We start from the raw sequence: 22,508 nt of genomic DNA on the forward strand, positions 1-22,508 counted from the left end.
GCTAGATTCAGCCACTATCGAGCCGCTCAATTGCATTCATTTCCCCTAATAAGGTGTGACCAGAATCTTTCTCTGGAAGATGTTACGTCAAGCCAAGTCTCAAAGACGGTTTGTATCATTCAGTCAGAGAATTTATTACTAGCTTTACTCGCCGTTTTTATGGTATAAAGCGCGCCGGAATCAAGATCAGTTCTCTCCTTCGGCGAAGCTGCTTTTGGCTCCAACAAACTATTTCTTAAATCACACACGTACCGACACATGATCCGGGGTGCTCACTTACTTAGATATAAGAAGCTGAGTCGGACGCATGGGGTATGTGGAGGCCTAACCCCATAGAGGAATTTAAAATGGCAACTGTATCAATGCGCGATATGCTAAAAGCTGGTGTTCACTTCGGTCACCAGACTCGTTACTGGAACCCAAAAATGAAGCCATTCATCTTTGGTGCTCGTAACAAAGTTCATATCATCAACCTAGAAAAAACTGTACCAATGTTCAACGATGCACTAGCTGAGCTAGGCAAAGTTGGCGAGAAGAAAGGTAAAGTTCTTTTCGTAGGTACTAAGCGCGCTGCATCTGAAGCTGTAAAAGAAGCTGCTATCGCAAGCAACCAGTTCTACGTTAACAACCGTTGGTTGGGTGGTATGCTTACGAACTACAAAACTGTTCGTCAGTCAATCAAGCGTCTGAAAGATCTTGAAGCACAGTCTCAAGACGGTACTTTCGACAAGCTAACTAAGAAAGAAGCTCTAATGCGTACTCGTGAAATGGAGAAGCTAGAGAAATCTCTTGGTGGTATCAAAGACATGGGCGGTCTACCAGACGCTCTATTCGTAATCGACGCTGATCACGAGCACATCGCAGTTCGCGAAGCAAACAACCTGGGTATCCCTGTATACGCAGTTGTTGATACTAACTCTGACCCAGATGGTGTTGACTTCGTTATCCCTGGTAACGACGACGCAATCCGTGCTGTACAACTTTACCTAAACGCTGCTGCAACTGCAGTGAGCGAAGGTCGCAACCAAGACGTTGCTGCAGCGGCTGCTGAAAAAGACGGTTTCGTAGAAGAAGCTGAGTAATAGCGGCTCTGAGTCACACTTAGTTTTATAGGCAACAAAAGTTAAATATAAGCTAAGTTATAGTTACTATCAGGGGCCGACATCGAGCCCCTGATTTTTACCATATCCAGAATCAACTGAGGAATAGAGAATGGCTGTTACTGCTGCTCTAGTTAAAGAACTGCGCGACCGCACTGGCGCAGGCATGATGGACTGTAAGAAAGCGCTGAACGAAACTAACGGCGACATCGAACTAGCAATCGAAAACATGCGTAAATCAGGTGCTGCTAAAGCTGCTAAGAAAGCAGGTAACGTAGCTGCTGAAGGTACAATTATCATCAAAGAAGCTGACGGCGTTGCTGCTCTTCTTGAAGTTAACTGTCAGACTGACTTCGTTGCTAAAGATGCAAACTTCACAGCTTTTGCTAACGAAGTTGCTGAAGCGGCTCTTGCTTCTAAAGCTACTGCAGAAGAACTACAAGCTCAATTCGAGGAAACTCGTGTTGCTCTAGTTGCTAAAATCGGCGAAAACGTAAACATCCGTCGCGTACAATACGTTGAAGGTGCTGCACTGGCTGCTTACCGTCACGGTGAGAAAATCGGTGTTGTTGTTGCTGGTGAAGGCGACGCAGAAACTCTTAAGCACGTTGCAATGCACGTTGCTGCTTCTCGTCCAGAGTACGTTAACCCAGAAGACGTACCTGCTGACGTAGTAGAAAAAGAGAAAGCGGTTCAAGTTGAAATCGCAATGAACGAAGGCAAGCCTGCTGAAATCGCAGAGAAAATGGTTGTTGGCCGTATGAAGAAATTCACGGGCGAAATCTCTCTGACTGGTCAGGCTTTCGTTATGGAACCTAAGAAATCTGTTGGCGAAATTCTTAAAGAGAAAGGCGCTTCAGTAACTAACTTCGTTCGTCTAGAAGTTGGTGAAGGTATCGAGAAAGCTGAAGAAATGAGTTTCGCTGAAGAAGTAGCGGCTGCTCAAAAAGGTTAATCCCTTGTAGATTGCTTAAAAAAAGACCGTAGCCAAGGCTGCGGTCTTTTTATGACAAGAAGACAGAAGCGTTAATTGTGATGAATACACACTGACAGTTCCAGCATGCATTCATGACTGTTAATCAACAACTCTCATTTGGAAGGTAAACTCCATGACTACTAACCCTAAACCAGCGTATCAACGTATCCTGTTAAAACTGAGTGGTGAAGCACTTCAAGGTGAAGAAGGTTTTGGTATTGATCCAGCAATCTTGGATCGTATGGCTCAAGAAGTAAAAGAACTGGTTGAACTGGGTGTTCAAGTGGGCGTGGTTATCGGTGGTGGTAACTTGTTCCGTGGTGCAGGTCTGGCTGAAGCGGGTATGAACCGCGTTGTGGGTGACCACATGGGTATGTTGGCAACCGTAATGAACGGCCTGGCAATGCGCGATGCGCTTCACCGTGCATACGTGAATGCTCGCGTTATGTCTGCAATTCCTCTAAAAGGTGTATGTGACGACTACAACTGGGCAGATGCGATTCGCGAACTGCGTCAAGGCCGTGTGGTTATCTTCTCTGCAGGTACAGGTAATCCATTCTTTACTACTGATTCTGCTGCTTGTTTGCGCGGTATTGAAATCGAAGCGGATGTAGTTCTAAAAGCAACAAAAGTAGATGGTGTATTTACTGCTGATCCGGTGGCAAACCCTGAAGCAGAGCTGTATGATACTCTTTCTTTTAGTGAAGTTCTTGAAAAAGAATTGAAAGTAATGGACTTAGCGGCATTTACATTGGCTCGTGACCACAAAATGCCTATCCGTGTATTCAATATGAACAAGCCAGGCGCTCTACGTCGCGTGGTAATGGGTGAAGCCGAAGGTACGCTGATCAGCGAAGCCTAAATCGGTAACCAGAACACTCTTATAAAAAATTATTAAGGTGAAATTGTGATTAACGAAATCAAACAAGATGCACAAGAGCGCATGGAAAAAAGCGTTGAAGCGCTAAAAAATAACCTGTCTAAAGTACGTACAGGTCGTGCTCACCCAAGCCTATTGGCAAACATCAACGTAGAATACTACGGCGCAGCTACTCCTCTAAACCAAGTTGCAAACGTAATCGCAGAAGATTCACGTACTCTGGCAATCACGGTTTTCGATAAAGAACTGGCGCCTAAAGTTGAAAAAGCAATCATGCAGTCAGATCTGGGTCTAAACCCTATGTCTGCGGGTACGGTTATCCGTGTTCCACTTCCACCGCTAACAGAAGAGCGTCGTAAAGACCTAGTTAAAATTGTACGTGGTGAAGCAGAAGGCGGTCGTGTTGCTATCCGTAACATTCGCCGTGACGCGAACAACGACCTGAAAGCACTACTGAAAGACAAAGAAATTTCAGAAGATGAAGATCGTAAAGCACAAGACGAAATTCAGAAGCTGACTGACGCTGCAGTTAAGAAAGTTGATGAAGTTCTTGCTGCAAAAGAAAAAGAGTTGATGGAAGTGTAATATCACTTACACTTTTCTTTTTCAAAGCGCTGTGCCCACAGCACAGCGCTTTTTTTATGCTATTATCTCAACCCCATTAGATTCAATGAATTCTCTATGCTGAACACTCAAGTCTCTCCAGACGCATTCCCCAAACATATCGCTATCATCATGGACGGCAATGGTCGTTGGGCAAAAAAGCAAGGTAAGCCTCGCGTATTTGGACACAAAGCAGGAGTCGATTCAGTAAGAAAAACCATTTCAGCAGCATCTCGCTTAGGCATAGAAGCTATCACTCTTTTTGCGTTCAGCAGTGAAAACTGGCGTCGCCCGGAAGAAGAGGTGAGCCTACTTATGGAGCTGTTTATTACCGTTCTGTCCAAAGAAGTGAAACGTCTTCACAAAAACAATCTGAGGCTTCGTGTGATTGGTGATACCTCTCGCTTTAATCAGAGGCTGCAAAAGAAGATTGTCGAAGCTGAGACTCTAACTAAAGATAATGATGGCATGGTGGTGAATGTCGCCGCTAACTACGGTGGTAAATGGGACATCACTCAAGCCATTCAGAAAATCGCTTCAGAAGCCAAAGAAGGCATTCTTGATCCACTAGAGATCAATGAAGAGCTTGTTGCTTCACACCTTACCATGTCCGATCTACCTGAAGTTGATCTGCTTATCCGCACCAGTGGTGAATGCCGGATCAGCAATTTTGTATTGTGGCAAATGGCTTACGCTGAAATGTACTTTGTCGACCAACACTGGCCGGATTTTGATGAGCAAAGCCTGGCAGATGCTGTGGCGTGGTTTGTTAACCGCGAGCGTCGCTTTGGCTGTACAGGCGAACAGATTCAAGAAATCATGAATGGATAAAAAAGGATCATCAGCTTGAAACAAAGAATTATAACCGCGCTGATTCTGGCTCCATTAGTTGTGCTGGGGATTTTTAAACTTTCTATCCCTCTCTTTGTTGCTGCCATCGCTGCAATTGTTGTAGTGGGCTTCTGGGAGTGGACTCAATTTGTCAAATCATCTAACAGACAGCTCGCTTTGATTCCGTCGCTGGTCGCTTTGGCTGGTCTGTTCTACTTGTTGCCTTTTGATGTGGAAGCACTTCAGCAAGTATCGAGCGGTCACGTCACTATTCTCACTGTCGCTGGAGTCTGGTGGTTGGCTTCCAGCGGTATGGCAATGTCTTTCCCTAAGTCTGCAAGCTTCTGGGAAAATTCAAATGTACTGCGCCACCTTTTTGGTTTACTGACACTGATTCCTTTTTTTACCTCTGTCGTTCTTCTAAGAAGCGTAGGCTACGACGCCGATCCGTATTACGGTGCTAAGCTTGTCCTGTTTGTTTGCTTTCTTGTCTGGGCGGCCGACAGCGGCGCCTATTTTGCCGGTAAAAGTTTCGGAAAGCGCAAAATGGCTCCTAATGTCAGCCCGAACAAAACCATAGAAGGTCTGGTCGGTGGCATCATAACCGCATTGGTAATTGGGTGGGGCGCGGCAAATTGGTTTGAACTCACCTTCTCCAGCCCTGTCATAATGATATTCATTACTCTTGCCACTGTTATCATCTCAGTGTTAGGTGACTTGGTAGAAAGTATGTTTAAGCGCGTATCAGGGATAAAGGACAGCGGAAACATTATTCCCGGGCATGGCGGTGTTCTAGACAGAATAGACAGCTTAACTGCCGCTTTTCCTGTATTTGCCTTACTCTATTTCACGCTTTAATGTTGTAAAAAGGCAGGGAAACTTGCCTTTTCAAGTTCTGTATAACGGTCTTCACAATGCAAAATTTAACCATTCTTGGAGCGACGGGGTCTATTGGTGCCAGCACCTTAAAGGTGGTAAACCAAAACCCAGAAAAATTTAATGTGTTCGCTCTGGCTGCAGGCAGTAACGTTGCCAAAATGCAGGCTTTGTGTGAGCAATGGAATCCGGTCTATGCGGTAATGGCGGATGAAAAAGCTGCTGTTGATCTAAGAGAGTCTCTCAGAAATTCAGGTAGCAAAGTAACGGTTTTAGCGGGAAATGAAGGCTTATGTGCTGTCGCCTCCATGGATGAAGTGGATACAGTAATGGCTGCCATTGTCGGAGCAGCGGGGCTTATTCCTACTATGTCTGCGGTTCAGGCGGGTAAGCGTGTACTTCTTGCAAACAAAGAAGCGCTCGTTATGTCTGGACAGCTCTTTGTGGATGCGGTTAAAAAATACGGTGCACAGCTTCTACCTGTAGACAGCGAGCACAATGCCATTTTCCAATGCTTACCTGAATCCATTCAAACTCAACCCGGGCACTGTGACCTGAATGAGGCTGGAGTCTCTTCGATTCTTCTTACCGGTTCCGGCGGTCCTTTTCGTTATTCGGATGTGTCTGTACTCAAAGATGTCACGCCAGAACAAGCCATCGCACACCCTAACTGGTCGATGGGACCAAAGATTTCTGTCGACTCTGCCACCATGATGAACAAAGGGCTTGAGTACATTGAAGCTCGCTGGTTGTTCAATACGCGCCGTGAACAGCTTCAAGTGGTTATTCATCCGCAATCTGTCATCCACTCCATGGTGCAGTATTGTGATGGTTCTGTTTTGGCACAAATGGGTGAACCAGACATGGCGACACCCATTGCATACTCCATGTCTTACCCTGAAAGAATAATGGCAGGTGTCAAACCGTTGGATTTTACCAAAGTGGGTGAACTGACGTTTTTAGAACCAGATTTCGATCGTTATCCTTGTCTTAAGCTTGCTATTGAAGCTTGTTACACAGGACAACACGCAACAACAGGACTGAATGCAGCAAATGAAATTGCTGTGGAAGCATTTTTAAATAATCAAATCCGGTTTACAGATATTGCAGCCATCAATGAACAGGTTTTGTCCAAGCTGTGTGGTCAACAGCAAAACCTTGAGGTTGATTGCTTGGAAAGCTTATTAGAGCTGGATAGAATGGCGCGTATTCTTGCGCATGAACATGTAGGTAAGCGAACAATATGACAGGTATTTTGTGGAACTTAGTATCGTTTATTGTTGCACTGGGTGTACTGGTGGCGGTACATGAGTATGGTCACTTTTGGGTAGCGCGCCGTTGCGGTGTGAAAGTACACAAGTTTTCAATTGGCTTTGGTAAATCTATTTGGAGCAAAGTCGGTAAAGACGGCACCGAATACAGCATTTCTATGATCCCTCTCGGTGGATATGTCAAGATGCTGGATGGTCGTGTCGATACTGTTTCAGAAGAAGAAAAAAATCAGGCATTTGACCATAAATCACTTTGGCAGCGAAGCGCTATTGTGGCAGCAGGTCCGGTATTTAACTTCGCCTTTGCGCTTTTTGCTTACTGGCTTGTGTTTATCATGGGTGTTCAGGCAATTAAGCCTGTTATCGGTGAGGTCATACCCAATTCCATCGTTGCTGAAGCGGGAATTGAACCGGGAATGGAACTAAAGTCTGTTGCTGGAATCAAAACCGCTGATTGGGAATCTGTCAACATGCAGCTTATCGCTCACATTGGTGACGATGAGATGACCATGGCAGTAAAACCTGAAGGCGGCATAGGTGTTGAACGAGTATTCAAACTAGATTTACGTGATTGGCAATTTAATCCTGAGACGGAATCGCCAATGACAACCTTGGGTTTCAGACCTTACCGTCCGGAAACCACCACTAAGATTGCCCATGTTGGTGAAGGTGGTGCGGCGGAAAAAGCTGGCTTTGAAGTGGGTGACCAGCTTATTGCAATCAATGGTGCCCCAGTGAATGAATGGCAACAAATGGTTAAAGTCATTCAGGATAACCCAGAGCGAGCCATTACAATCTCAGTAGAGCGTGAAGGTCTGACAAGGGATTTACAGCTTATTCCTGACTCAAGAACGGATAAGCAAGGCACTACTAAAGGGTTTGCTGGTATTGCACCAGAGATTGGTGAGTGGCCACAAGATTACAAGTTCGATTTGCAATATGGCGTTGTTGAGTCAGTTGGTAAAGCAGTTGAAAAAACCGGGCAGGTCATTTCTCTGACCTTTAGCTTGCTGAAGAAGCTGGTTGTCGGTGATGTTGGTATAGAAAATCTTAGCGGACCGATTTCTATTGCAAAAGGTGCGGGCACTACTGCTGACTATGGACTGGTGTATTTCCTAGGTTTCCTGGCTTTGATCAGCATTAATCTAGGTATCATCAACTTAATGCCACTGCCTATTCTTGATGGCGGTCATTTGTTGTTCTTTGCGGTTGAAGCTGTGATCAGAAGACCAGTACCAGAAAAGATTCAAGAAGTCGGTTATAAATTGGGCGGAGCTATTATCTTCTCCCTTATGATAGTCGCATTGTTTAACGATTTTACTCGCCTTTGATATCACCTGATTGGTAGAAGATGGCAACGAATAAGAAGTAGCAAGGAATAATCAGAATAGATATGGCGATCAAGCATTTATTGCTCACCTCTCTGTTGCTCACGAGCACAGTGGTGAATGGTGCAGAAAAATTTGTCGTAGAAGACATCAAGATTGAAGGCTTGCAACGTGTCGCGTTGGGAGCTGCACTCCTCAAAATGCCTATTCGTATTGGTGATTCGGTTGATCAGCAAGATGTGGCAAAGATCATCAAATCCTTATATGACTCCGGCAACTATGAAGATGTCAGAGTGCTTAGAGATAACAACGTACTTGTCATTGAAGTGAAAGAGCGTCCTACCATTGCGAACATCTCTTTCTCAGGAAACAAGGCGATTAAAGAAGAGCAGCTTACTCAAAACCTCGATGCTTCAGGTATCCGAATTGGTGAAGCTCTTGACCGTACAACGCTGAGCAATATTGAAAAAGGTCTGGAAGATTTTTACTACAGCGTCGGTAAGTACAACGCTGAAGTCAAAGCGGTAGTTACTCCTCTTCCACGTAATCGGTCTGATTTAAAGTTTGTATTTACTGAAGGTGTTTCGGCCAAAATTCAGCAAATTAACTTCATTGGTAACTCTGTATTTTCAGATGATGACCTTCGATCTCGCTTCAACTTACGTGTAGACGTGCCTTGGTGGAATTTCCTGGCGAATGAAAAGTATCAGAAACAAGTACTGGCTGGGGATCTCGAAGCGCTAAGAACTTACTATCTCAACCAAGGTTATCTGAAGTTTCAGGTATCCGACACTCAGGTCTCAATCTCTCCGGACAAGAAAGGTGTATACATCACTCTAACTCTGGATGAAGGTGAACCTTATTCGGTTGAGTCGGTTAAATTCCGTGGGGAGTTGATCGACAAAGAAGAAGAATTCAACAAGATGGTGCCGTTTGCTGCTGGTGATACTTACGATGGCAGTGCGGTGACTTCCTTGGAAGAAAATGTAAAGCGTGTTCTGGGCGAATCCGGTTATGCATATCCTCAGGTTCGTACGATTCCAGAGTTTGACGATGAAAATAAAAAAGTTTCTCTAGTCGTCAATGTCGAAGCAGGTAAGCGTATTTACGTGCGTGACATTCGCTTTACTGGCAATAATTCCACTCGTGATGAAGTTCTTCGTCGTGAAATGCGTCAGATGGAAGGTTCATGGCTAAACTCAAAAGCCATCGACACAGGTAAGAGTCGATTAAACCGACTTGGCTTTTTCGAAACAGTCGACGTGCAGACGGTTCGTGTTCCGGGCACTGAAGACCAGGTGGATTTAGTCTATAACGTCAAAGAAGCCAACTCCGGTAGTATCAATTTTGGTGTGGGGTATGGTACGGAATCTGGTGTGAGCTTCCAGGTGGGCTTGCAGCAAGATAACTTTATCGGAAGCGGTAACCGTGTAGGTATCAACGCTTCAACAAACAAATTCCGTAAAAATGTCAGCCTGGAATATCGTGATCCGTACTGGAACCTTGATGGTGTCAGCCTGGGTGGAAAAATATTCTATAACCAGTTTGAAGCATCAGAAGCTGGCATTGTTGACTACACCAACGAAAGTTACGGTACACGTCTGACATGGGGTTTCCCATTTGATGAGTTGAACTTCTTTGAAATTGGTTTGGGTTACACGCATAACCGAATTTCAAACCTGGACGAATACGTTCAAATTGAAAAGTTCCTCCAGGCACAAGAAGACAACTTAGACATTAACGATCGAAGCTTGAATGTGAATGACTTCGATGTGTCACTGTCCTGGACGCGAAACAACCTGAACCGTGGTTTCTTTCCTACAGCAGGTAATCACCAGCGTGCTTTCTACAAAATGACAGTGCCTGGGTCAGATGTTCAGTACTTCAAACTGCAATACGATGTAAGACAGTACATCCCTCTGACAAAGAAACATGAATTTACCTTACTATTGCGTGGACGTTTAGGCTACGGAAACGGTTATGGTAAGAATGGCGACAATGACAACCTGTTCCCATTCTACGAGAACTTTTACGCTGGTGGTTTCAGTACACTACGCGGCTTCCGATCCAACAGTGCGGGTCCAAAGGCGGTGTACAATGAGAACCACACAGGCGGGAACAATTCCCAGTACACGGTGACCGATGATTCAGTCGGTGGTAACGCCATTGCTCTGGCTAGCATGGAGTTGATTTTCCCGACTCCGTTTGCATCTGATGAAGCGCGCAGCCAAATCCGAACCAGTGCATTCATTGATGCAGCGAGCGTCTGGGATACAGAATTTAACTACTTGGATCCTGAATCAGGAGTAAGCTCTGGTGGTCAGTACTACTACGATTACTCTGATCCAACCAACTACCGAATGTCTGCAGGTGTTGCCCTGCAATGGATGTCGCCTATGGGACCTCTGGTCTTCTCGTTGGCGAAACCTATCAAACAGTTTGAAGGGGACAAAGACGAAGTCTTTACCTTTACAATTGGTCGAACTTTCTAAAACTTAGGAGAGAATTTTGAAAACAATGTTAAAAGCAGCAGGACTTAGCCTTGCCATTTTAGGCACATCTTTTTTTGCCAATGCAGCAGAAGCAGCGCAAAAAGTAGGTTATGTGAATACTGCACAAATTTTCCAGGCTCTCCCGCAACGTGAAGCCGTTCTTCAAAAGCTTCAGGCAGAGTTTAAAGACCAAAATGCTGAGCTTCAGGCTTTAGAAGCAAAGATCAAGACCAAGGTTGAACAAGGTCGTCGTGATGGTGAACTGCTTGGTGAAGACGGGGTGCGCAAGCTTCAGATTGAGATCGGTCAGCTTCAGGCTGAGTACAAAATCAAAGCGCAGTCACTAGAGCAGACTGGTCAGAAACGTGAAGCGCAAGAAAGACAAAAATTGCTTAAGCTTATTCAAGACACAGTAGCAAAAGTAGCTGAGAAAGAAGGTTTTGATGTGGTTATTGACGCGACATCTTTGCAATACGCGAAACCTGAGCTAAACCTGTCTAAAAAAGTAATCGAACAACTTAAATAAGCTATGACAACATTAACCCTTGCAGAAGTTGCGAACATTGCAGGTGGTGAGCTCCACGGAGACGGTGCGGTAGTCGTCTCTGAATTTGCTGCCATGGAAAAGGCTGGTAAAGGTCAGCTGACTTTCCTATCTAACCCTAAATTCAAAAAGAATCTGGAATCTTGCCAGGCGGATGCTGTGCTTGTCAGAGAACCTGATCTGGATGCGTGTCATGGCAATGCGATTGTCGTTGATGACCCTTATGTCGCTTACGCTCGTGTTGCGCAGGCTCTGGACACAACACCAGCACCAGCAGAGGGCATTGCAAGATCCGCAGTGATTGACGCTTCTGCGACTCTTGGTAAAAATGTTTCAATTGGTGCGAATGCCGTTATTGAATCTGGTGTCATTCTGGGTGATAACGTGGTTATCGGCGCAGGTTGCTTTGTTGGTAAACAGTCGAAGATTGGAGCAAGCACCAAGCTATGGTCTAACGTCAGTGTTTATCATGGTGTGACTATTGGTGAAAGTTGCCTGATTCAGTCAAACGCCGTGATTGGTTCAGATGGCTTTGGTAATGCGAACGAAAAAGGTGAATGGGTAAAAATCCCTCAGGTTGGTGGTGTTCGTATTGGCAATCGAGTAGAGATCGGAGCATGCACCACCATTGACCGTGGTACACTGGACGATACGGTTATTGAAGATAACGTTGTTCTCGATAACCAGATTCAGATAGCGCACAATGTTCACATTGGCTACGGAACTGCAATGGCAGGGGCCGTCATCGTTGCAGGCAGCACGCACATTGGCAAATATTGTCAGTTTGGCGGTGGCGCGGTAGTCAATGGACACATCACAATTACCGACCAGGTTTTTGTTACTGGTATGGCGATGGTTATGAGAGACATCGAAGAAAAAGGTGTTTACTCCTCCGGTGTGCCAGTGCAACCGAACAAAGAATGGCGTAAAATGGTGCCACGTGTACACAAGATTGTAGAGCTAGACAGAAGACTCAAATCTGTTGAGAAAGAACTCAAATCCTGACACGAAGCGTTTAACTTTAAGCCTGCGACTATGCAGGCTTTCATTCGTTTGCTAACGAATAGAATTTAAAAAATTATAGGAATATGACTTTGACTACTGAAAAGAAAACGATGGATATCACGGAGATTCAAACACTTCTTCCACATCGCTACCCTTTCTTGATGATTGATCGTGTTACTGACTACGAAGAAGGCAAACGCCTTGTCGGTCTGAAAAATGTGTCAGTGAACGAACCTCAATTTACAGGTCATTTCCCACAACTTCCGGTTTTCCCTGGCGTACTGATCCTTGAAGCTATGGCGCAGGCGACGGGTCTACTGGCGTTCAAAACCTTTGGTGCACCTGCTGAAAACGAGCTTTACTACTTTGCAAGTGTCGATGGCGCTAAGTTCCGTGCCCCCGTTATGCCAGGCGATCAGTTGATAATTGAAGTCGAATTTTTGAAAGAGCGCCGTGGTATCGCAGCGTTCAACGGTACAGCAACAGTAGACGGCAAGGTAGTGTGCTCTGCTGAACTAAAATGTGCTCGTCGAGAGTTTTAATATGATTCATGAATCTGTTTCCATCCATCCAAGTGCCGTAATCGAAGGCAATGTTCGCATTGGTGCTGGTACAACGGTTGGACCTTTTACGTACATTTCTGGCGATATTGAGATCGGAGAAAACAACGAGATCATGTCTCATGTTGTGATCAAAGGTCCTACTGTTATCGGCAATGAAAACAGAATTTTCCCTTACGCCATTGTGGGCGAAGAGTGCCAGGATAAGAAATACAGTGGTGAAGACACGCGTCTTATCGTCGGTGACCGCAATGTCATTCGCGAAAGTGTTCAAATGCACCGCGGTACGGTACAGGACAAAGGGGAAACCCGAGTCGGTAGTGACAACCTTTTCTGTGTTAATGCCCACATCGCACACGATTGTGTGGTTGGCGATAACGTGATTCTTGGCAACAATGCGACGCTAGCAGGTCACGTAACCGTTGAAGACTATGTCATTTTGACTGCGTTGTCTCCAGTACATCAGTTCTGTACGTTAGGGGCGCACTGCTTTGTCGGTGGTGGTTCAATTGTGGTTCAAGACGTGCCGCCATTTGTCATGGCACAAGGTAACCACTGTAAGCCGTTTGGCATCAACATCGAAGGCTTGAAACGTCGTGGTTTTGAAAAGAAAGAAATCCACGCGATTCGCCGAGCTTATAAAGCCTTATACCGTAACGGTCTCACTCTCGAAGAAGCCAAAACGGAGATTGCGAAAGAAGCCGATGAATACGCGGTGGTTCAGCAGTTCTTGGACTTCTTAGGTAATACTCAGCGTGGCATCATTCGCTAGACTTTGTACTCCATTTTATTGATTGAAAAGATCGCTGATTTCAGCGATCTTTTTGTATTTTCAACACATTGAAATTCAACATTGAGGTTGGTGATGAGCTTAAATAAAGCGCCATTGAGAGTAGGAATTGTTGCAGGTGAATTATCAGGTGACACTTTAGGCGCTGGGCTAATGCAAGCCATCAAGCAACAATACCCAAATGCCGAATTTGTTGGTATTGGTGGCCCGAAAATGAATGCGCTAGGCTGCGAATCTCTGTTTGAAATGGAAGAGCTGGCTGTCATGGGGCTGGTGGAAGTGCTTGGGCGTTTGCCTCGCTTACTGAAAGTCAAAGCTGAACTGGTGAAGCACTTTATCCAAAATCCACCAGACGTTTTTGTAGGTATTGATGCGCCTGACTTCAACCTCCGTCTTGAGCTGAGTTTGAAAAATGCAGGTATCAAAACCGTTCATTATGTCAGCCCATCAGTATGGGCATGGCGCCCTAAGCGAATATTCAAAATCGACAAAGCAACGGATTTGGTGCTGGCATTTCTACCCTTTGAGAAAGCTTTCTACGACAAGTACAACGTCGCCTGTGAGTTTGTTGGTCATACACTTGCCGATTCCATTCCTCTTGAACCTAATAAAACAGAAGCTCGTGAGCTTCTGAATCTTGAACAGGGCAAAAAGTGGCTTGCCGTTCTTCCTGGTAGCCGAGGCGGTGAAGTAGGCTTGATTGCGGAACCTTTTATCGAGACCTGTAAGCGACTAAATCAGAAGTACCCTGATGTGGGATTTGTTGTTGCTGCGGTAAACGAAAAGCGTCGCGACCAGTTTGAACAAATCTGGAAGGAACAAGCACCTGAGCTCGATTTCACTATTGTTCAGGATACCGCAAGAAACGTCATTACCGCGTCAGATGCCGTGCTTTTGGCGTCAGGTACAGTAACTCTGGAGTGCATGCTTTTAAAGCGTCCCATGGTGGTTGGCTATAAGGTAAATCGTTTGACAGGCTGGATTGTGCAAAAACTGGCGATTACCGAGTTTGTATCTCTCCCAAACATTCTGGCGGGTAAAGAATTGGTTAAAGAATTTATCCTGGACGAATGCCACTCCGATTTTCTTTACCCTGAAATTGAAAAAGCCCTGTTTGGAGACAATCAGGTGTTAATCGAAGAATTTACCGAAATGCATCACTGGATTAAGAAAGATGCCGATAAGCAGGCAGCAAAAGCTGTTTTGAATTTAATCGGAAAGTAACAATAAGAATCTGTTATGGCAAAAAAAGAGCAAAAAGAATTCCCTCCTTTTGAATACCCAGAAGGTTACCAGTTGTTTGCTGGTGTGGATGAAGTAGGGCGCGGACCTTTGGTTGGAGACGTGGTGACAGCAGCGGTCATATTGGACCCCGCTAACCCAATCGAAGGGCTGACGGATTCAAAAAAACTGTCAGAAAAAAAGCGCCTCGCATTGTTTCCAGAGATCCAGGAAAAAGCACTGGCGTGGGCAGTAGGGCGCTGCTCGCCAGACGAAATTGATGAACTGAATATACTTCAGGCAACCATGGTCGCCATGCAGCGTGCGATTGCCGGGCTGAAAATCCAGCCAGATTTTGCTCTGATTGATGGTAACCGTGTTCCTGAACTGCCTATGGCAGGGCAAGCGGTAGTTAAAGGTGATCTTAGAGTGGCTGAAATCAGTGCCGCCTCCATAATTGCCAAAGTTGTGCGAGATGCGGAAATGGACGAACTGGACAAAAAGCATCCGGAGTTTGGTTTTGCCAACCATAAAGGTTATCCGACCAAGGCACACTTCGGAAGCGAATTGAAAAACATGGTGTGATATCTGAGCACCGAAAAAGTTTTAAGCCTGTAAAACGCGCACTTGGGATCGAGTAGCTTCTCTTGCCACTGGATTTAAGTATCATAGAACGTCATTAGGTCGCGAGACCCTAGAAGAATTAACCATACATTCAGGATCACTTTGATGTCTGACCCGAAATTTATACACCTACGCGTTCACAGTGACTTTTCCATGGTCGACGGGCTGTCAAAAGTCCCACCTATCGTAAAGAAGGTCGCTGAATACGGCATGCCAGCGATGGCACTGACCGATTTCACCAACTTATGTGGTTTGGTGAAGTTCTACAATACGGCGCATGGCTGTGGGGTAAAACCCATTATCGGAGCAGATTTTACGATGCAGTCGGAAGAGTTTGGCGACGAGTTGACTAAGCTCACCGTATTGGCATCGGACAATACTGGTTATAAAAACCTTACCTTGCTCATTTCTGAAGCCTATCAACGAGGACATGTTCAGCATCAGCCTGTTATCGATAAATCGTGGTTAGCCCAGTACAGCGAGGGATTGATCATCTTATCCGGTGGTCGTGTGGGTGAAGTAGGGCGTGCGCTTCTCAAAGGCAACCAAGCCTTAGTGTCCGAATGTGTAGAGTTCTACAAAACTCATTTTCCAGATCGCTTTTATTTGGAACTGACCCGAACAGGTCGTGCCGATGAAGAAAGCTATCTGCACTTCGCACTGGATCTGGCAGATAAAGCAGAATTGCCAGTCGTTGCAACCAACGACGTAGTCTTTATTACTGAAGATCAGTTCGATGCTCATGAAATCCGGGTTGCCATCCACGATGGTTTTACGCTTGAAGATCCCCGTCGACCAAAAAACTACAGCCCGCAGCAATATCTTCGCACTGAAGATGAAATGTGTGAGCTGTTTTCAGATATTCCAGAAGCATTGGAAAACAGTGTCGAGATAGCCAAGCGCTGTAATGTCACCGTGCGCCTTGGGGAATACTTCCTTCCTAACTTCCCAACCGAAGGTCTGGCGATTGAAGATTTCCTGATCAAGAAATCCAAAGAAGGGCTTGAGCGCCGACTTGCGTTCTTATTTCCAGATGAAGAAGAGCGAGCAAAACGTCGCCCAGAGTACGATGAGCGTTTAGATATTGAACTGGAAGTAGTTAACAACATGGGATTCCCAGGTTACTTCCTGATCGTAATGGAGTTCATCCAGTGGTCAAAAGATAACGATGTACCAGTAGGTCCCGGTCGTGGTTCTGGTGCAGGTTCTCTCGTGGCGTATGCACTGGACATCACCGACCTTGATCCATTGGAATACGATCTGCTATTCGAACGATTCCTAAACCCGGAACGTGTTTCCATGCCCGATTTCGATATCGATTTCTGTATGGATAAGCGAGATCAGGTTATCGATCACGTAGCCGAAATGTACGGGCGTGATGCGGTATCTCAGATCATCACCTTCGGTACCATGGCAGCAAAAGCGGTAATCCGAGACGTAGGTCGAGTGCTAGGGCACCCTTATGGCTTTGTTGACCGCATTTCAAAACTGGTACCGCCTGATCCGGGTATGACGCTAGAGAAAGCGTTTGCAGCCGAACCTCAGCTTCCTGAAATCTACGAAGCGGACGAAGAAGTCAAAGAGCTGATCGATATGTGTCGTGTGCTGGAAGGGTGTACACGAAACGCCGGTAAGCACGCGGGTGGTGTTGTAATTTCACCTACAACCATCACTGACTTTGCGCCTATTTACTGCGATGCAGAAGGTAATTTCCCGGTAACTCAGTTTGACAAGAACGATGTAGAAACCGCGGGCTTGGTAAAGTTTGACTTCCTGGGTCTACGTACATTAACCATCATCGACTGGGCGTTGGGTCTGATTAACCCACGCTTAGAAAAAGTTGGCAAAGAAAAGGTGCGCATTGAGTCCATTCCACTTGATGACCAAGCCTCTTTTAACCTGCTGCAAAACTCCGAAACGACTGCGGTATTCCAGCTTGAATCCCGAGGGATGAAGGAACTGATCAAACGCCTTCAACCGGACTGTTTTGAAGACATCATCGCACTGGTAGCCCTGTTCCGCCCTGGTCCACTTCAATCAGGCATGGTAGATAACTTTATCGACCGTAAGCACGGACGTGAAGCCATTTCCTACCCGGATGAAACCTGGCAGCATGAATCGCTCAAAGATACGTTGGAGCCGACCTACGGCATCATCCTGTATCAGGAGCAGGTAATGCAAATTGCACAGATTCTAGCGGGTTATACGTTGGGTGGTGCAGATATGCTTCGTCGTGCGATGGGTAAGAAAAAGCCCGAAGAGATGGCGAAGCAGCGTGCCGTATTCGAAGAAGGTGCTGTGAAGAACGGCGTTGATGGCGAATTGGCGATGAAGATCTTTGACCTGGTAGAAAAGTTCGCAGGTTACGGCTTCAACAAATCTCACTCTGCTGCATACGCATTGGTTTCCTACCAAACGCTTTGGCTTAAAACTCACTATCCGGCGGAATTCATGGCAGCAGTAATGACTGCTGATATGGATAACACCGAGAAGGTGGTTGGGCTGGTGGACGAATGTTTCCGCATGAAGCTTAAAGTGCTGCCGCCAGATATCAACTCGGGCTTGTACCGTTTTAACGTGGATGATACTGGTGCCATTGTCTATGGTATCGGCGCTATTAAAGGCGTGGGTGAAGGTCCTATCGAGAACATCATTGCAGCACGTGAAGAAGGTGGATATTTCAAAGATCTTTTCGACTTCTGTGCTCGAATCGATCTTAAGAAAGTCAACAAAAGGGTTATCGAAAAACTCATCTACGCAGGTGCACTGGATCGCTTAGGTCCACACCGAGCAGCGATGATGGCGTCTCTTGACGACGCTGTAAAAGCGGCGAGTCAGCATCATCAGGCCGAGTCATTTGGGCAGGTGGACATGTTTGGTGTTCTTACCGATGCACCAGAGGACGTAGAGACAAAATACACCCAAGTTCCAGCATGGCCGGAAAAGGTATGGCTGGAAGGAGAACGTGAAACACTCGGGCTCTATTTGACCGGGCACCCAATAAATACCTACATCAAGGAACTTGGTAAGTACACCAGTTGTCGATTAAAAGACGCCCAGCCAACAAGGCGAGATCAATCCGTCACAGTGGCGGGTTTAGTGATTGCTGCCAGAGTGATGACCACCAAGCGTGGTACTCGCATCGGCATTATGACACTGGATGACCGTTCCGGGCGTATGGAAGTGATGTTGTTCTCAGATGCGCTCGAAAGATATGCAGAACTGCTTGAAAAAGATAAAATTTTGGTGGTTTCTGGACAGGTCAGCTTTGATGACTTCAATGGTGGCCTTAAAATGTCCGCGCGCGAGGTCATGGATCTCGGAAATGCGCGTGAAAAATACGCTCGTGGTTTGTCCGTTTCTATACAAGAACAACAAATTGATGAACATTTCTTTGAGCGCTTCAATCAAATATTGGAGCCTCATCGAGCGGGAACAGTGCCAGTTAATGTATATTATCAGCGCAGCGATGCGCGGGCGCGAATAGCACTGGGTGCCGAATGGCGAGTAACGCCAACCGATACATTACTTGACGATTTAAAGCAGCTACTTGGCCAGGGCCAGGTAGAACTCGAATTTAACTAATTCAGTTGTCAAACAGATGACAGCTGACCAACAAGGATTCATAGATGAGCCTGAATTTTCTTGAATTTGAAAAGCCTATCGCTGAACTGGAAGCAAAAATTGAAGCATTGCGCGACGTTTCTCGTCACGGCGGGGATGCTTCTGTTGATCTGGATAAAGAGATCAAACAGCTTGAAGACAAAAGCCTGGAACTGAAAAAGAAAATCTTCAGTGATCTGGGGGCATGGCAGGTGGCTCAGCTTGCAAGACACCCACAGCGTCCATACACGCTGGACTACGTTGAACACGTGTTTACGGAATTTGATGAACTGGCCGGTGACCGCACTTATGCTGACGACAAAGCAATTGTTGGCGGTATTGCGCGTCTTGAAGGTCGCCCGGTGATGATCATCGGTCATCAGAAAGGTCGCGAGACGAAAGAAAAAGTGATTCGTAACTTTGGTATGCCAAAGCCGGAAGGTTACCGCAAGGCGCTTCGCCTAATGGAAACGGCTGAGCGCTTCAACATGCCAATCATTACGTTTATCGACACAGCAGGTGCATACCCAGGTGTTGGTGCTGAAGAGCGTGGTCAGTCTGAAGCAATCGCAAAAAACCTGAAAGTGATGTCTGGCCTTAAAGTACCAGTTATCTGTAACGTTGTCGGCGAAGGCGGTTCAGGTGGTGCACTGGCAATTGGCGTGGGTGACTACGTAAATATGCTTCAATACTCAACTTACTCGGTGATCTCACCAGAGGGCTGTGCGTCTATCTTGTGGCGTGACTCTGATAAAGCACCACAAGCAGCAGAGGCGATGGGTTTGATTGCTCCTCGTCTTAAAGAGCTGAAGTTGATCGATGAAATCATCGATGAGCCTCTGGGTGGCGCACACCGCGACAAGATTCAAATGGCAGAAAACATGAAAGCAACACTGGTTCGTCAGTTAGAAGAACTGGAACAGCTTGACCATGAAACTCTGCTTGAGCGCCGTTTCCAGCGCCTGATGAGCTACGGTTACTGCTAAGCGAGTCATTTAGATATAGAATAAAGCGAGCATTTAGCTCGCTTTTTTATTTTGGAATTCCCGTGCTAGAAACCGAATTTAACCGCCAAATTCATCAACATACTCAACCACAAGGAAAGATCGTACTTGCCTTGAGTGGTGGGCTGGACTCCAGAGTTCTGTTAGAACTGCTGGCAAGGTTCAAGAGAGATAACCCCAACTGTGATGTCAAAGCGGTCTATGTTCATCATGGTTTGAGTGCCAATGCCGACCAATGGGAAAACAACTGCAAAGAGTGGTGTGCTCAGTCTCAAGTGCCCTTTTCCTGTGAACGTGTTTCCTTAGATACTCAAAGTTCTGAAAGCCTTGAAGAGCTTGCCCGGGATGCTCGTTATCAGGTACTAGAAAAGCACATAAATGACGGTGATGTCCTACTAACAGGGCAGCACTTGAGCGACCAAAGCGAAACCTTTCTCTTAGCCCTGAAAAGAGGCAGCGGTCCGAAAGGGTTAGCAAGTATGGCGCAATCGGCTTCGTTTGGGCACGGAACACTTTTACGACCTCTGTTTAATGTGCCCCGCCATTCCATCGAGCGTTTTGCTCTAGATAATAAGCTCGAATGGAATCACGATGAAAGTAACGACGACACTCAATTTGACCGCAATTTTCTCCGCCATAAAGTCATTCCACAGCTTACTGAACGCTGGTCTGGTTTTGAAAAAGCGGTCCAGCGGAGTGCGACCTTGTGCGCCGAACAACAACTTTTGCTGGAAGAACTTCTTGAAAGTAAGCTGAATGAAGCGACAATGAAAGATGCAGGAATTTCCATTCCTTATCTGGCTGAGCAAAGCCACCTTGCGCGGGCTCAACTTATCCGGATGTGGCTTGAGCGACAGAACGCAAAGATGCCATCGCGCAAGCAGCTTCAGCTTATCTGGGATGAGGTTGCCTGCAGTCAGAGAGATGCCAATCCCAATCTGAAGCTGTCGTCTGGTGACGTTCGCAGGCATGATGACAAACTGTACTTGGTGTCACCTCAGAGAGACCTCTCCGACTGGTCACATATTCTCGAAGTCAACCAATCTCTCATCCTGCCTGATGGGCTTGGCCATTTGACTTTAAAGAACACCAACCTGAATCCTCAAGGCTTACTTTTGCGGGCGCCATTACAAAGCGAAAAGGTCACTGTGCATTTCTGTCCTCAGGGGCTCAGTGCTAAGCCTGTTGGAAGAAATGGAAGTCGCAAGCTTAAGAAGCTGTTTCAGGAATACGGAGTGCCCAGCTGGAAGCGTAGGCAGATGCCCATTGTGATGTATAACGACCACATCGCTGCCGTTGCCGATCTATTTGTTACACAAAGGTTTTGTGCTCCAGATTGTGAGCTCATTTGGGTTCACTAATCCAAATTTGTGCCACAATCGTAGAAAAATAAAACCCTAATAACAACATGGTGAAGCAATGAAAAATGTAGCAATAAGTTGCGCGCTTAGCGCCGCAATCCTGAGCGGTGGTGCCTACGCCGCTGGAGATGTAAATGCAGGCAAAGCGAAAGCTGCGGTTTGTGCAGCGTGTCACGGTGCTGATGGCATTGCCCTTATCGACGGTTATCCGAATCTGAAAGGACAAAACGAGAAATACATTGTCACTTCTTTGAAAGCGTATAAGGCGAATCAGCGCACCGGCGGTTTGGCTGCCGTAATGTCCGCTCAGGCAATGGCGCTTAGTGATCAGGATATGGAAAACCTAGCTGCTTACTATTCGAGCTTGAAGTGAAACTCGACATTATTAATGTGATCTTATGCCCAGTCTTGGATTCAGGACTGGGCATTTTCATTCTTATTAATAAAAGAAAAGGTATAACTGATAAGAAGGAGTAAAGCAGAGGTATTGTTCTGCAATCCTATTGTAAGGGGCTCAATTCAGTCTAAACTTTGAATTGGGATGGTATCAAACTAAATGGATATTAAAGGTTACTATCGAACGACAATAACGGACAACAAGGAGTGTTGCCATGAATTTAGATTCGTCACACCGTAAGCGCTTTTCATCTGAACGCATTGTTGCGCTTATTCTCATCGGCTACCTAGCTTTCCACTCACCGATATTGATTCAAGCTCTTTCTCAAACTGTACTTAAACTGATCCCTGCAACGATTATGGCTCTGACTTACATCAGTGGTTTACTGGCTGTCGCGGGTCTTTGGCGTCAAAGAACCTGGGGGTATTTACCAGTTTTGTTCTTTATTCCGGCGCTTACTTTGTTTTCTGGCGTATTGTCTTTTGACGGGAATGGAATACTTTTCAAAGACTTCATTCTCATGATGGCGAACATTGGCGTATTTTTGTTTGCAGCATGGGGATTAATGCAAAAAATGAATGCCGCTTGATTCGATTACGCAGTTTTAGCTGGCGTATCTTGATGTTACCTAGCGATGCAGTAATAATATCTGCAAACGAATACGTGAAGGGAAGACAATGAAAAAAATTGAAGCAATCATCAAGCCGTTCAAATTGGATGATGTACGTGAAGCGCTTGCAGAAGTTGGGATTACAGGTATGACTGTATCTGAAGTGAAAGGCTTTGGTCGTCAGAAAGGTCATACAGAACTGTACCGCGGTGCAGAGTACATGGTCGATTTCCTACCGAAGGTAAAGCTTGAGATTGTTGTTTCGGAAGACGTTGCTGACCAGTGCGTGGATACTATTATTGAAACCGCTCAAACAGGTAAAATCGGCGACGGAAAAATCTTCATCACGGATGTTGAGCGTGTAGTACGTATTCGTACTGGAGAAGAAGACGAAGACGCGATTTAAAGTCATCGTCTCGTTTAAGAATAAAG

General features: G+C 45.9%; 20 protein-coding genes and 1 pseudogene. All 21 read left to right on the forward strand.

What is annotated here, in order from left to right:
- The first annotated feature begins 347 nt into the window (after positions 1 to 347).
- The 21 genes and pseudogenes from rpsB (at position 348) to glnB (ending at position 22,482) form a co-directional block, all read left to right on the forward strand.
- Positions 348 to 1,082 carry a 30S ribosomal protein S2 gene (gene rpsB, locus RH89_RS22265; protein WP_004406902.1) on the forward strand — a complete coding sequence of 245 codons (735 nt, stop codon included), beginning with the start codon at positions 348 to 350 and terminating at the stop codon, positions 1,080 to 1,082.
- Positions 1,083 to 1,212: 130 nt separating this feature from the next.
- On the forward strand, positions 1,213 to 2,055 hold the full coding sequence (gene tsf, locus RH89_RS22270; RefSeq protein WP_004406903.1) for a translation elongation factor Ts: 843 nt from the start codon (positions 1,213 to 1,215) through the stop codon (positions 2,053 to 2,055).
- Positions 2,056 to 2,209: 154 nt separating this feature from the next.
- Entirely contained in the window at positions 2,210 to 2,938 is a 729-nt protein-coding gene (gene pyrH / locus RH89_RS22275) for a UMP kinase (RefSeq protein ID WP_004406904.1), read from the forward strand.
- A gap of 45 nt (positions 2,939 to 2,983) precedes the next feature.
- Complete coding sequence (frr, locus tag RH89_RS22280) at positions 2,984 to 3,541, forward strand: ribosome recycling factor (RefSeq protein ID WP_004406905.1); 558 nt, start codon at positions 2,984 to 2,986, stop codon at positions 3,539 to 3,541.
- A 96-nt stretch (positions 3,542 to 3,637) separates the two neighbouring features.
- Positions 3,638 to 4,390 (forward strand): isoprenyl transferase, encoded by a 753-nt coding sequence (locus RH89_RS22285; protein ID WP_004406906.1) that lies wholly within the window; start codon positions 3,638 to 3,640, stop codon positions 4,388 to 4,390.
- A 15-nt stretch (positions 4,391 to 4,405) separates the two neighbouring features.
- Positions 4,406 to 5,248, forward strand: coding sequence for a phosphatidate cytidylyltransferase (locus RH89_RS22290; RefSeq protein ID WP_004406907.1), 843 nt, complete (start codon positions 4,406 to 4,408; stop codon positions 5,246 to 5,248).
- A 56-nt stretch (positions 5,249 to 5,304) separates the two neighbouring features.
- Positions 5,305 to 6,513 carry a 1-deoxy-D-xylulose-5-phosphate reductoisomerase gene (ispC, locus tag RH89_RS22295; protein WP_004406909.1) on the forward strand — a complete coding sequence of 403 codons (1,209 nt, stop codon included), beginning with the start codon at positions 5,305 to 5,307 and terminating at the stop codon, positions 6,511 to 6,513.
- Positions 6,510 to 7,868 carry a sigma E protease regulator RseP gene (rseP, locus tag RH89_RS22300; protein ID WP_004406911.1) on the forward strand — a complete coding sequence of 453 codons (1,359 nt, stop codon included), beginning with the start codon at positions 6,510 to 6,512 and terminating at the stop codon, positions 7,866 to 7,868. Before ispC ends, rseP begins: the two co-directional genes overlap by 4 nt.
- A gap of 62 nt (positions 7,869 to 7,930) precedes the next feature.
- Positions 7,931 to 10,357, forward strand: coding sequence for an outer membrane protein assembly factor BamA (gene bamA / locus RH89_RS22305; RefSeq protein ID WP_004406913.1), 2,427 nt, complete (start codon positions 7,931 to 7,933; stop codon positions 10,355 to 10,357).
- A gap of 25 nt (positions 10,358 to 10,382) precedes the next feature.
- On the forward strand, positions 10,383 to 10,883 hold the full coding sequence (locus RH89_RS22310) for an OmpH/Skp family outer membrane protein (protein ID WP_022551281.1): 501 nt from the start codon (positions 10,383 to 10,385) through the stop codon (positions 10,881 to 10,883).
- 3 nt (positions 10,884 to 10,886) lie between these two features.
- Positions 10,887 to 11,906, forward strand: a complete 1,020-nt coding sequence (gene lpxD, locus RH89_RS22315) for a UDP-3-O-(3-hydroxymyristoyl)glucosamine N-acyltransferase (protein ID WP_004406916.1) — start codon at positions 10,887 to 10,889, stop codon at positions 11,904 to 11,906.
- A 110-nt stretch (positions 11,907 to 12,016) separates the two neighbouring features.
- On the forward strand, positions 12,017 to 12,448 hold the full coding sequence (fabZ, locus tag RH89_RS22320; RefSeq protein ID WP_173425408.1) for a 3-hydroxyacyl-ACP dehydratase FabZ: 432 nt from the start codon (positions 12,017 to 12,019) through the stop codon (positions 12,446 to 12,448).
- Between the two features lies 1 nt (position 12,449).
- Positions 12,450 to 13,238, forward strand: coding sequence for an acyl-ACP--UDP-N-acetylglucosamine O-acyltransferase (gene lpxA, locus RH89_RS22325; RefSeq protein ID WP_004406919.1), 789 nt, complete (start codon positions 12,450 to 12,452; stop codon positions 13,236 to 13,238).
- A gap of 93 nt (positions 13,239 to 13,331) precedes the next feature.
- A complete protein-coding gene (lpxB, locus tag RH89_RS22330; protein ID WP_004406920.1) occupies positions 13,332 to 14,480 on the forward strand; it encodes a lipid-A-disaccharide synthase in 1,149 nt (382 codons plus the stop codon).
- A gap of 15 nt (positions 14,481 to 14,495) precedes the next feature.
- Positions 14,496 to 15,118: pseudogene (gene rnhB / locus RH89_RS22335) on the forward strand (ribonuclease HII).
- 88 nt (positions 15,119 to 15,206) lie between these two features.
- Positions 15,207 to 18,686, forward strand: coding sequence for a DNA polymerase III subunit alpha (gene dnaE, locus RH89_RS22340; RefSeq protein WP_004406922.1), 3,480 nt, complete (start codon positions 15,207 to 15,209; stop codon positions 18,684 to 18,686).
- Positions 18,687 to 18,730: 44 nt separating this feature from the next.
- A complete protein-coding gene (gene accA / locus RH89_RS22345; RefSeq protein WP_004406923.1) occupies positions 18,731 to 19,690 on the forward strand; it encodes an acetyl-CoA carboxylase carboxyl transferase subunit alpha in 960 nt (319 codons plus the stop codon).
- 56 nt (positions 19,691 to 19,746) lie between these two features.
- A complete protein-coding gene (gene tilS, locus RH89_RS22350; RefSeq protein WP_139063344.1) occupies positions 19,747 to 21,069 on the forward strand; it encodes a tRNA lysidine(34) synthetase TilS in 1,323 nt (440 codons plus the stop codon).
- Between the two features lie 58 nt (positions 21,070 to 21,127).
- A complete protein-coding gene (locus tag RH89_RS22355; RefSeq protein ID WP_004406926.1) occupies positions 21,128 to 21,442 on the forward strand; it encodes a c-type cytochrome in 315 nt (104 codons plus the stop codon).
- Between the two features lie 238 nt (positions 21,443 to 21,680).
- The gene (locus RH89_RS22360) at positions 21,681 to 22,055 is read left to right on the forward strand and encodes a hypothetical protein (protein ID WP_004406928.1); all 375 of its coding nucleotides are present in this window, start codon (positions 21,681 to 21,683) and stop codon (positions 22,053 to 22,055) included.
- 88 nt (positions 22,056 to 22,143) lie between these two features.
- On the forward strand, positions 22,144 to 22,482 hold the full coding sequence (gene glnB, locus RH89_RS22365) for a nitrogen regulatory protein P-II (RefSeq protein ID WP_004406929.1): 339 nt from the start codon (positions 22,144 to 22,146) through the stop codon (positions 22,480 to 22,482).
- Positions 22,483 to 22,508 lie beyond the last annotated feature (26 nt).

It is taken from the genome of Vibrio nigripulchritudo ATCC 27043, from assembly GCF_000222685.1.
Lineage (GTDB): Bacteria > Pseudomonadota > Gammaproteobacteria > Enterobacterales > Vibrionaceae > Vibrio > Vibrio nigripulchritudo.

Coding starts and splice junctions, on each gene's coding strand:
- rpsB (WP_004406902.1), top strand. CDS start 348: ATGGCAACTGTATCAATGCGCGATATGCTAAAAGCTGGTGTTCACTTC.
- tsf (WP_004406903.1), top strand. CDS start 1,213: ATGGCTGTTACTGCTGCTCTAGTTAAAGAACTGCGCGACCGCACTGGC.
- pyrH (WP_004406904.1), top strand. CDS start 2,210: ATGACTACTAACCCTAAACCAGCGTATCAACGTATCCTGTTAAAACTG.
- RH89_RS22285 (WP_004406906.1), top strand. CDS start 3,638: ATGCTGAACACTCAAGTCTCTCCAGACGCATTCCCCAAACATATCGCT.
- ispC (WP_004406909.1), top strand. CDS start 5,305: ATGCAAAATTTAACCATTCTTGGAGCGACGGGGTCTATTGGTGCCAGC.
- rseP (WP_004406911.1), top strand. CDS start 6,510: ATGACAGGTATTTTGTGGAACTTAGTATCGTTTATTGTTGCACTGGGT.
- bamA (WP_004406913.1), top strand. CDS start 7,931: ATGGCGATCAAGCATTTATTGCTCACCTCTCTGTTGCTCACGAGCACA.
- RH89_RS22310 (WP_022551281.1), top strand. CDS start 10,383: ATGTTAAAAGCAGCAGGACTTAGCCTTGCCATTTTAGGCACATCTTTT.
- lpxD (WP_004406916.1), top strand. CDS start 10,887: ATGACAACATTAACCCTTGCAGAAGTTGCGAACATTGCAGGTGGTGAG.
- fabZ (WP_173425408.1), top strand. CDS start 12,017: ATGGATATCACGGAGATTCAAACACTTCTTCCACATCGCTACCCTTTC.
- lpxA (WP_004406919.1), top strand. CDS start 12,450: ATGATTCATGAATCTGTTTCCATCCATCCAAGTGCCGTAATCGAAGGC.
- lpxB (WP_004406920.1), top strand. CDS start 13,332: ATGAGCTTAAATAAAGCGCCATTGAGAGTAGGAATTGTTGCAGGTGAA.
- dnaE (WP_004406922.1), top strand. CDS start 15,207: ATGTCTGACCCGAAATTTATACACCTACGCGTTCACAGTGACTTTTCC.
- accA (WP_004406923.1), top strand. CDS start 18,731: ATGAGCCTGAATTTTCTTGAATTTGAAAAGCCTATCGCTGAACTGGAA.
- RH89_RS22355 (WP_004406926.1), top strand. CDS start 21,128: ATGAAAAATGTAGCAATAAGTTGCGCGCTTAGCGCCGCAATCCTGAGC.
- RH89_RS22360 (WP_004406928.1), top strand. CDS start 21,681: ATGAATTTAGATTCGTCACACCGTAAGCGCTTTTCATCTGAACGCATT.
- glnB (WP_004406929.1), top strand. CDS start 22,144: ATGAAAAAAATTGAAGCAATCATCAAGCCGTTCAAATTGGATGATGTA.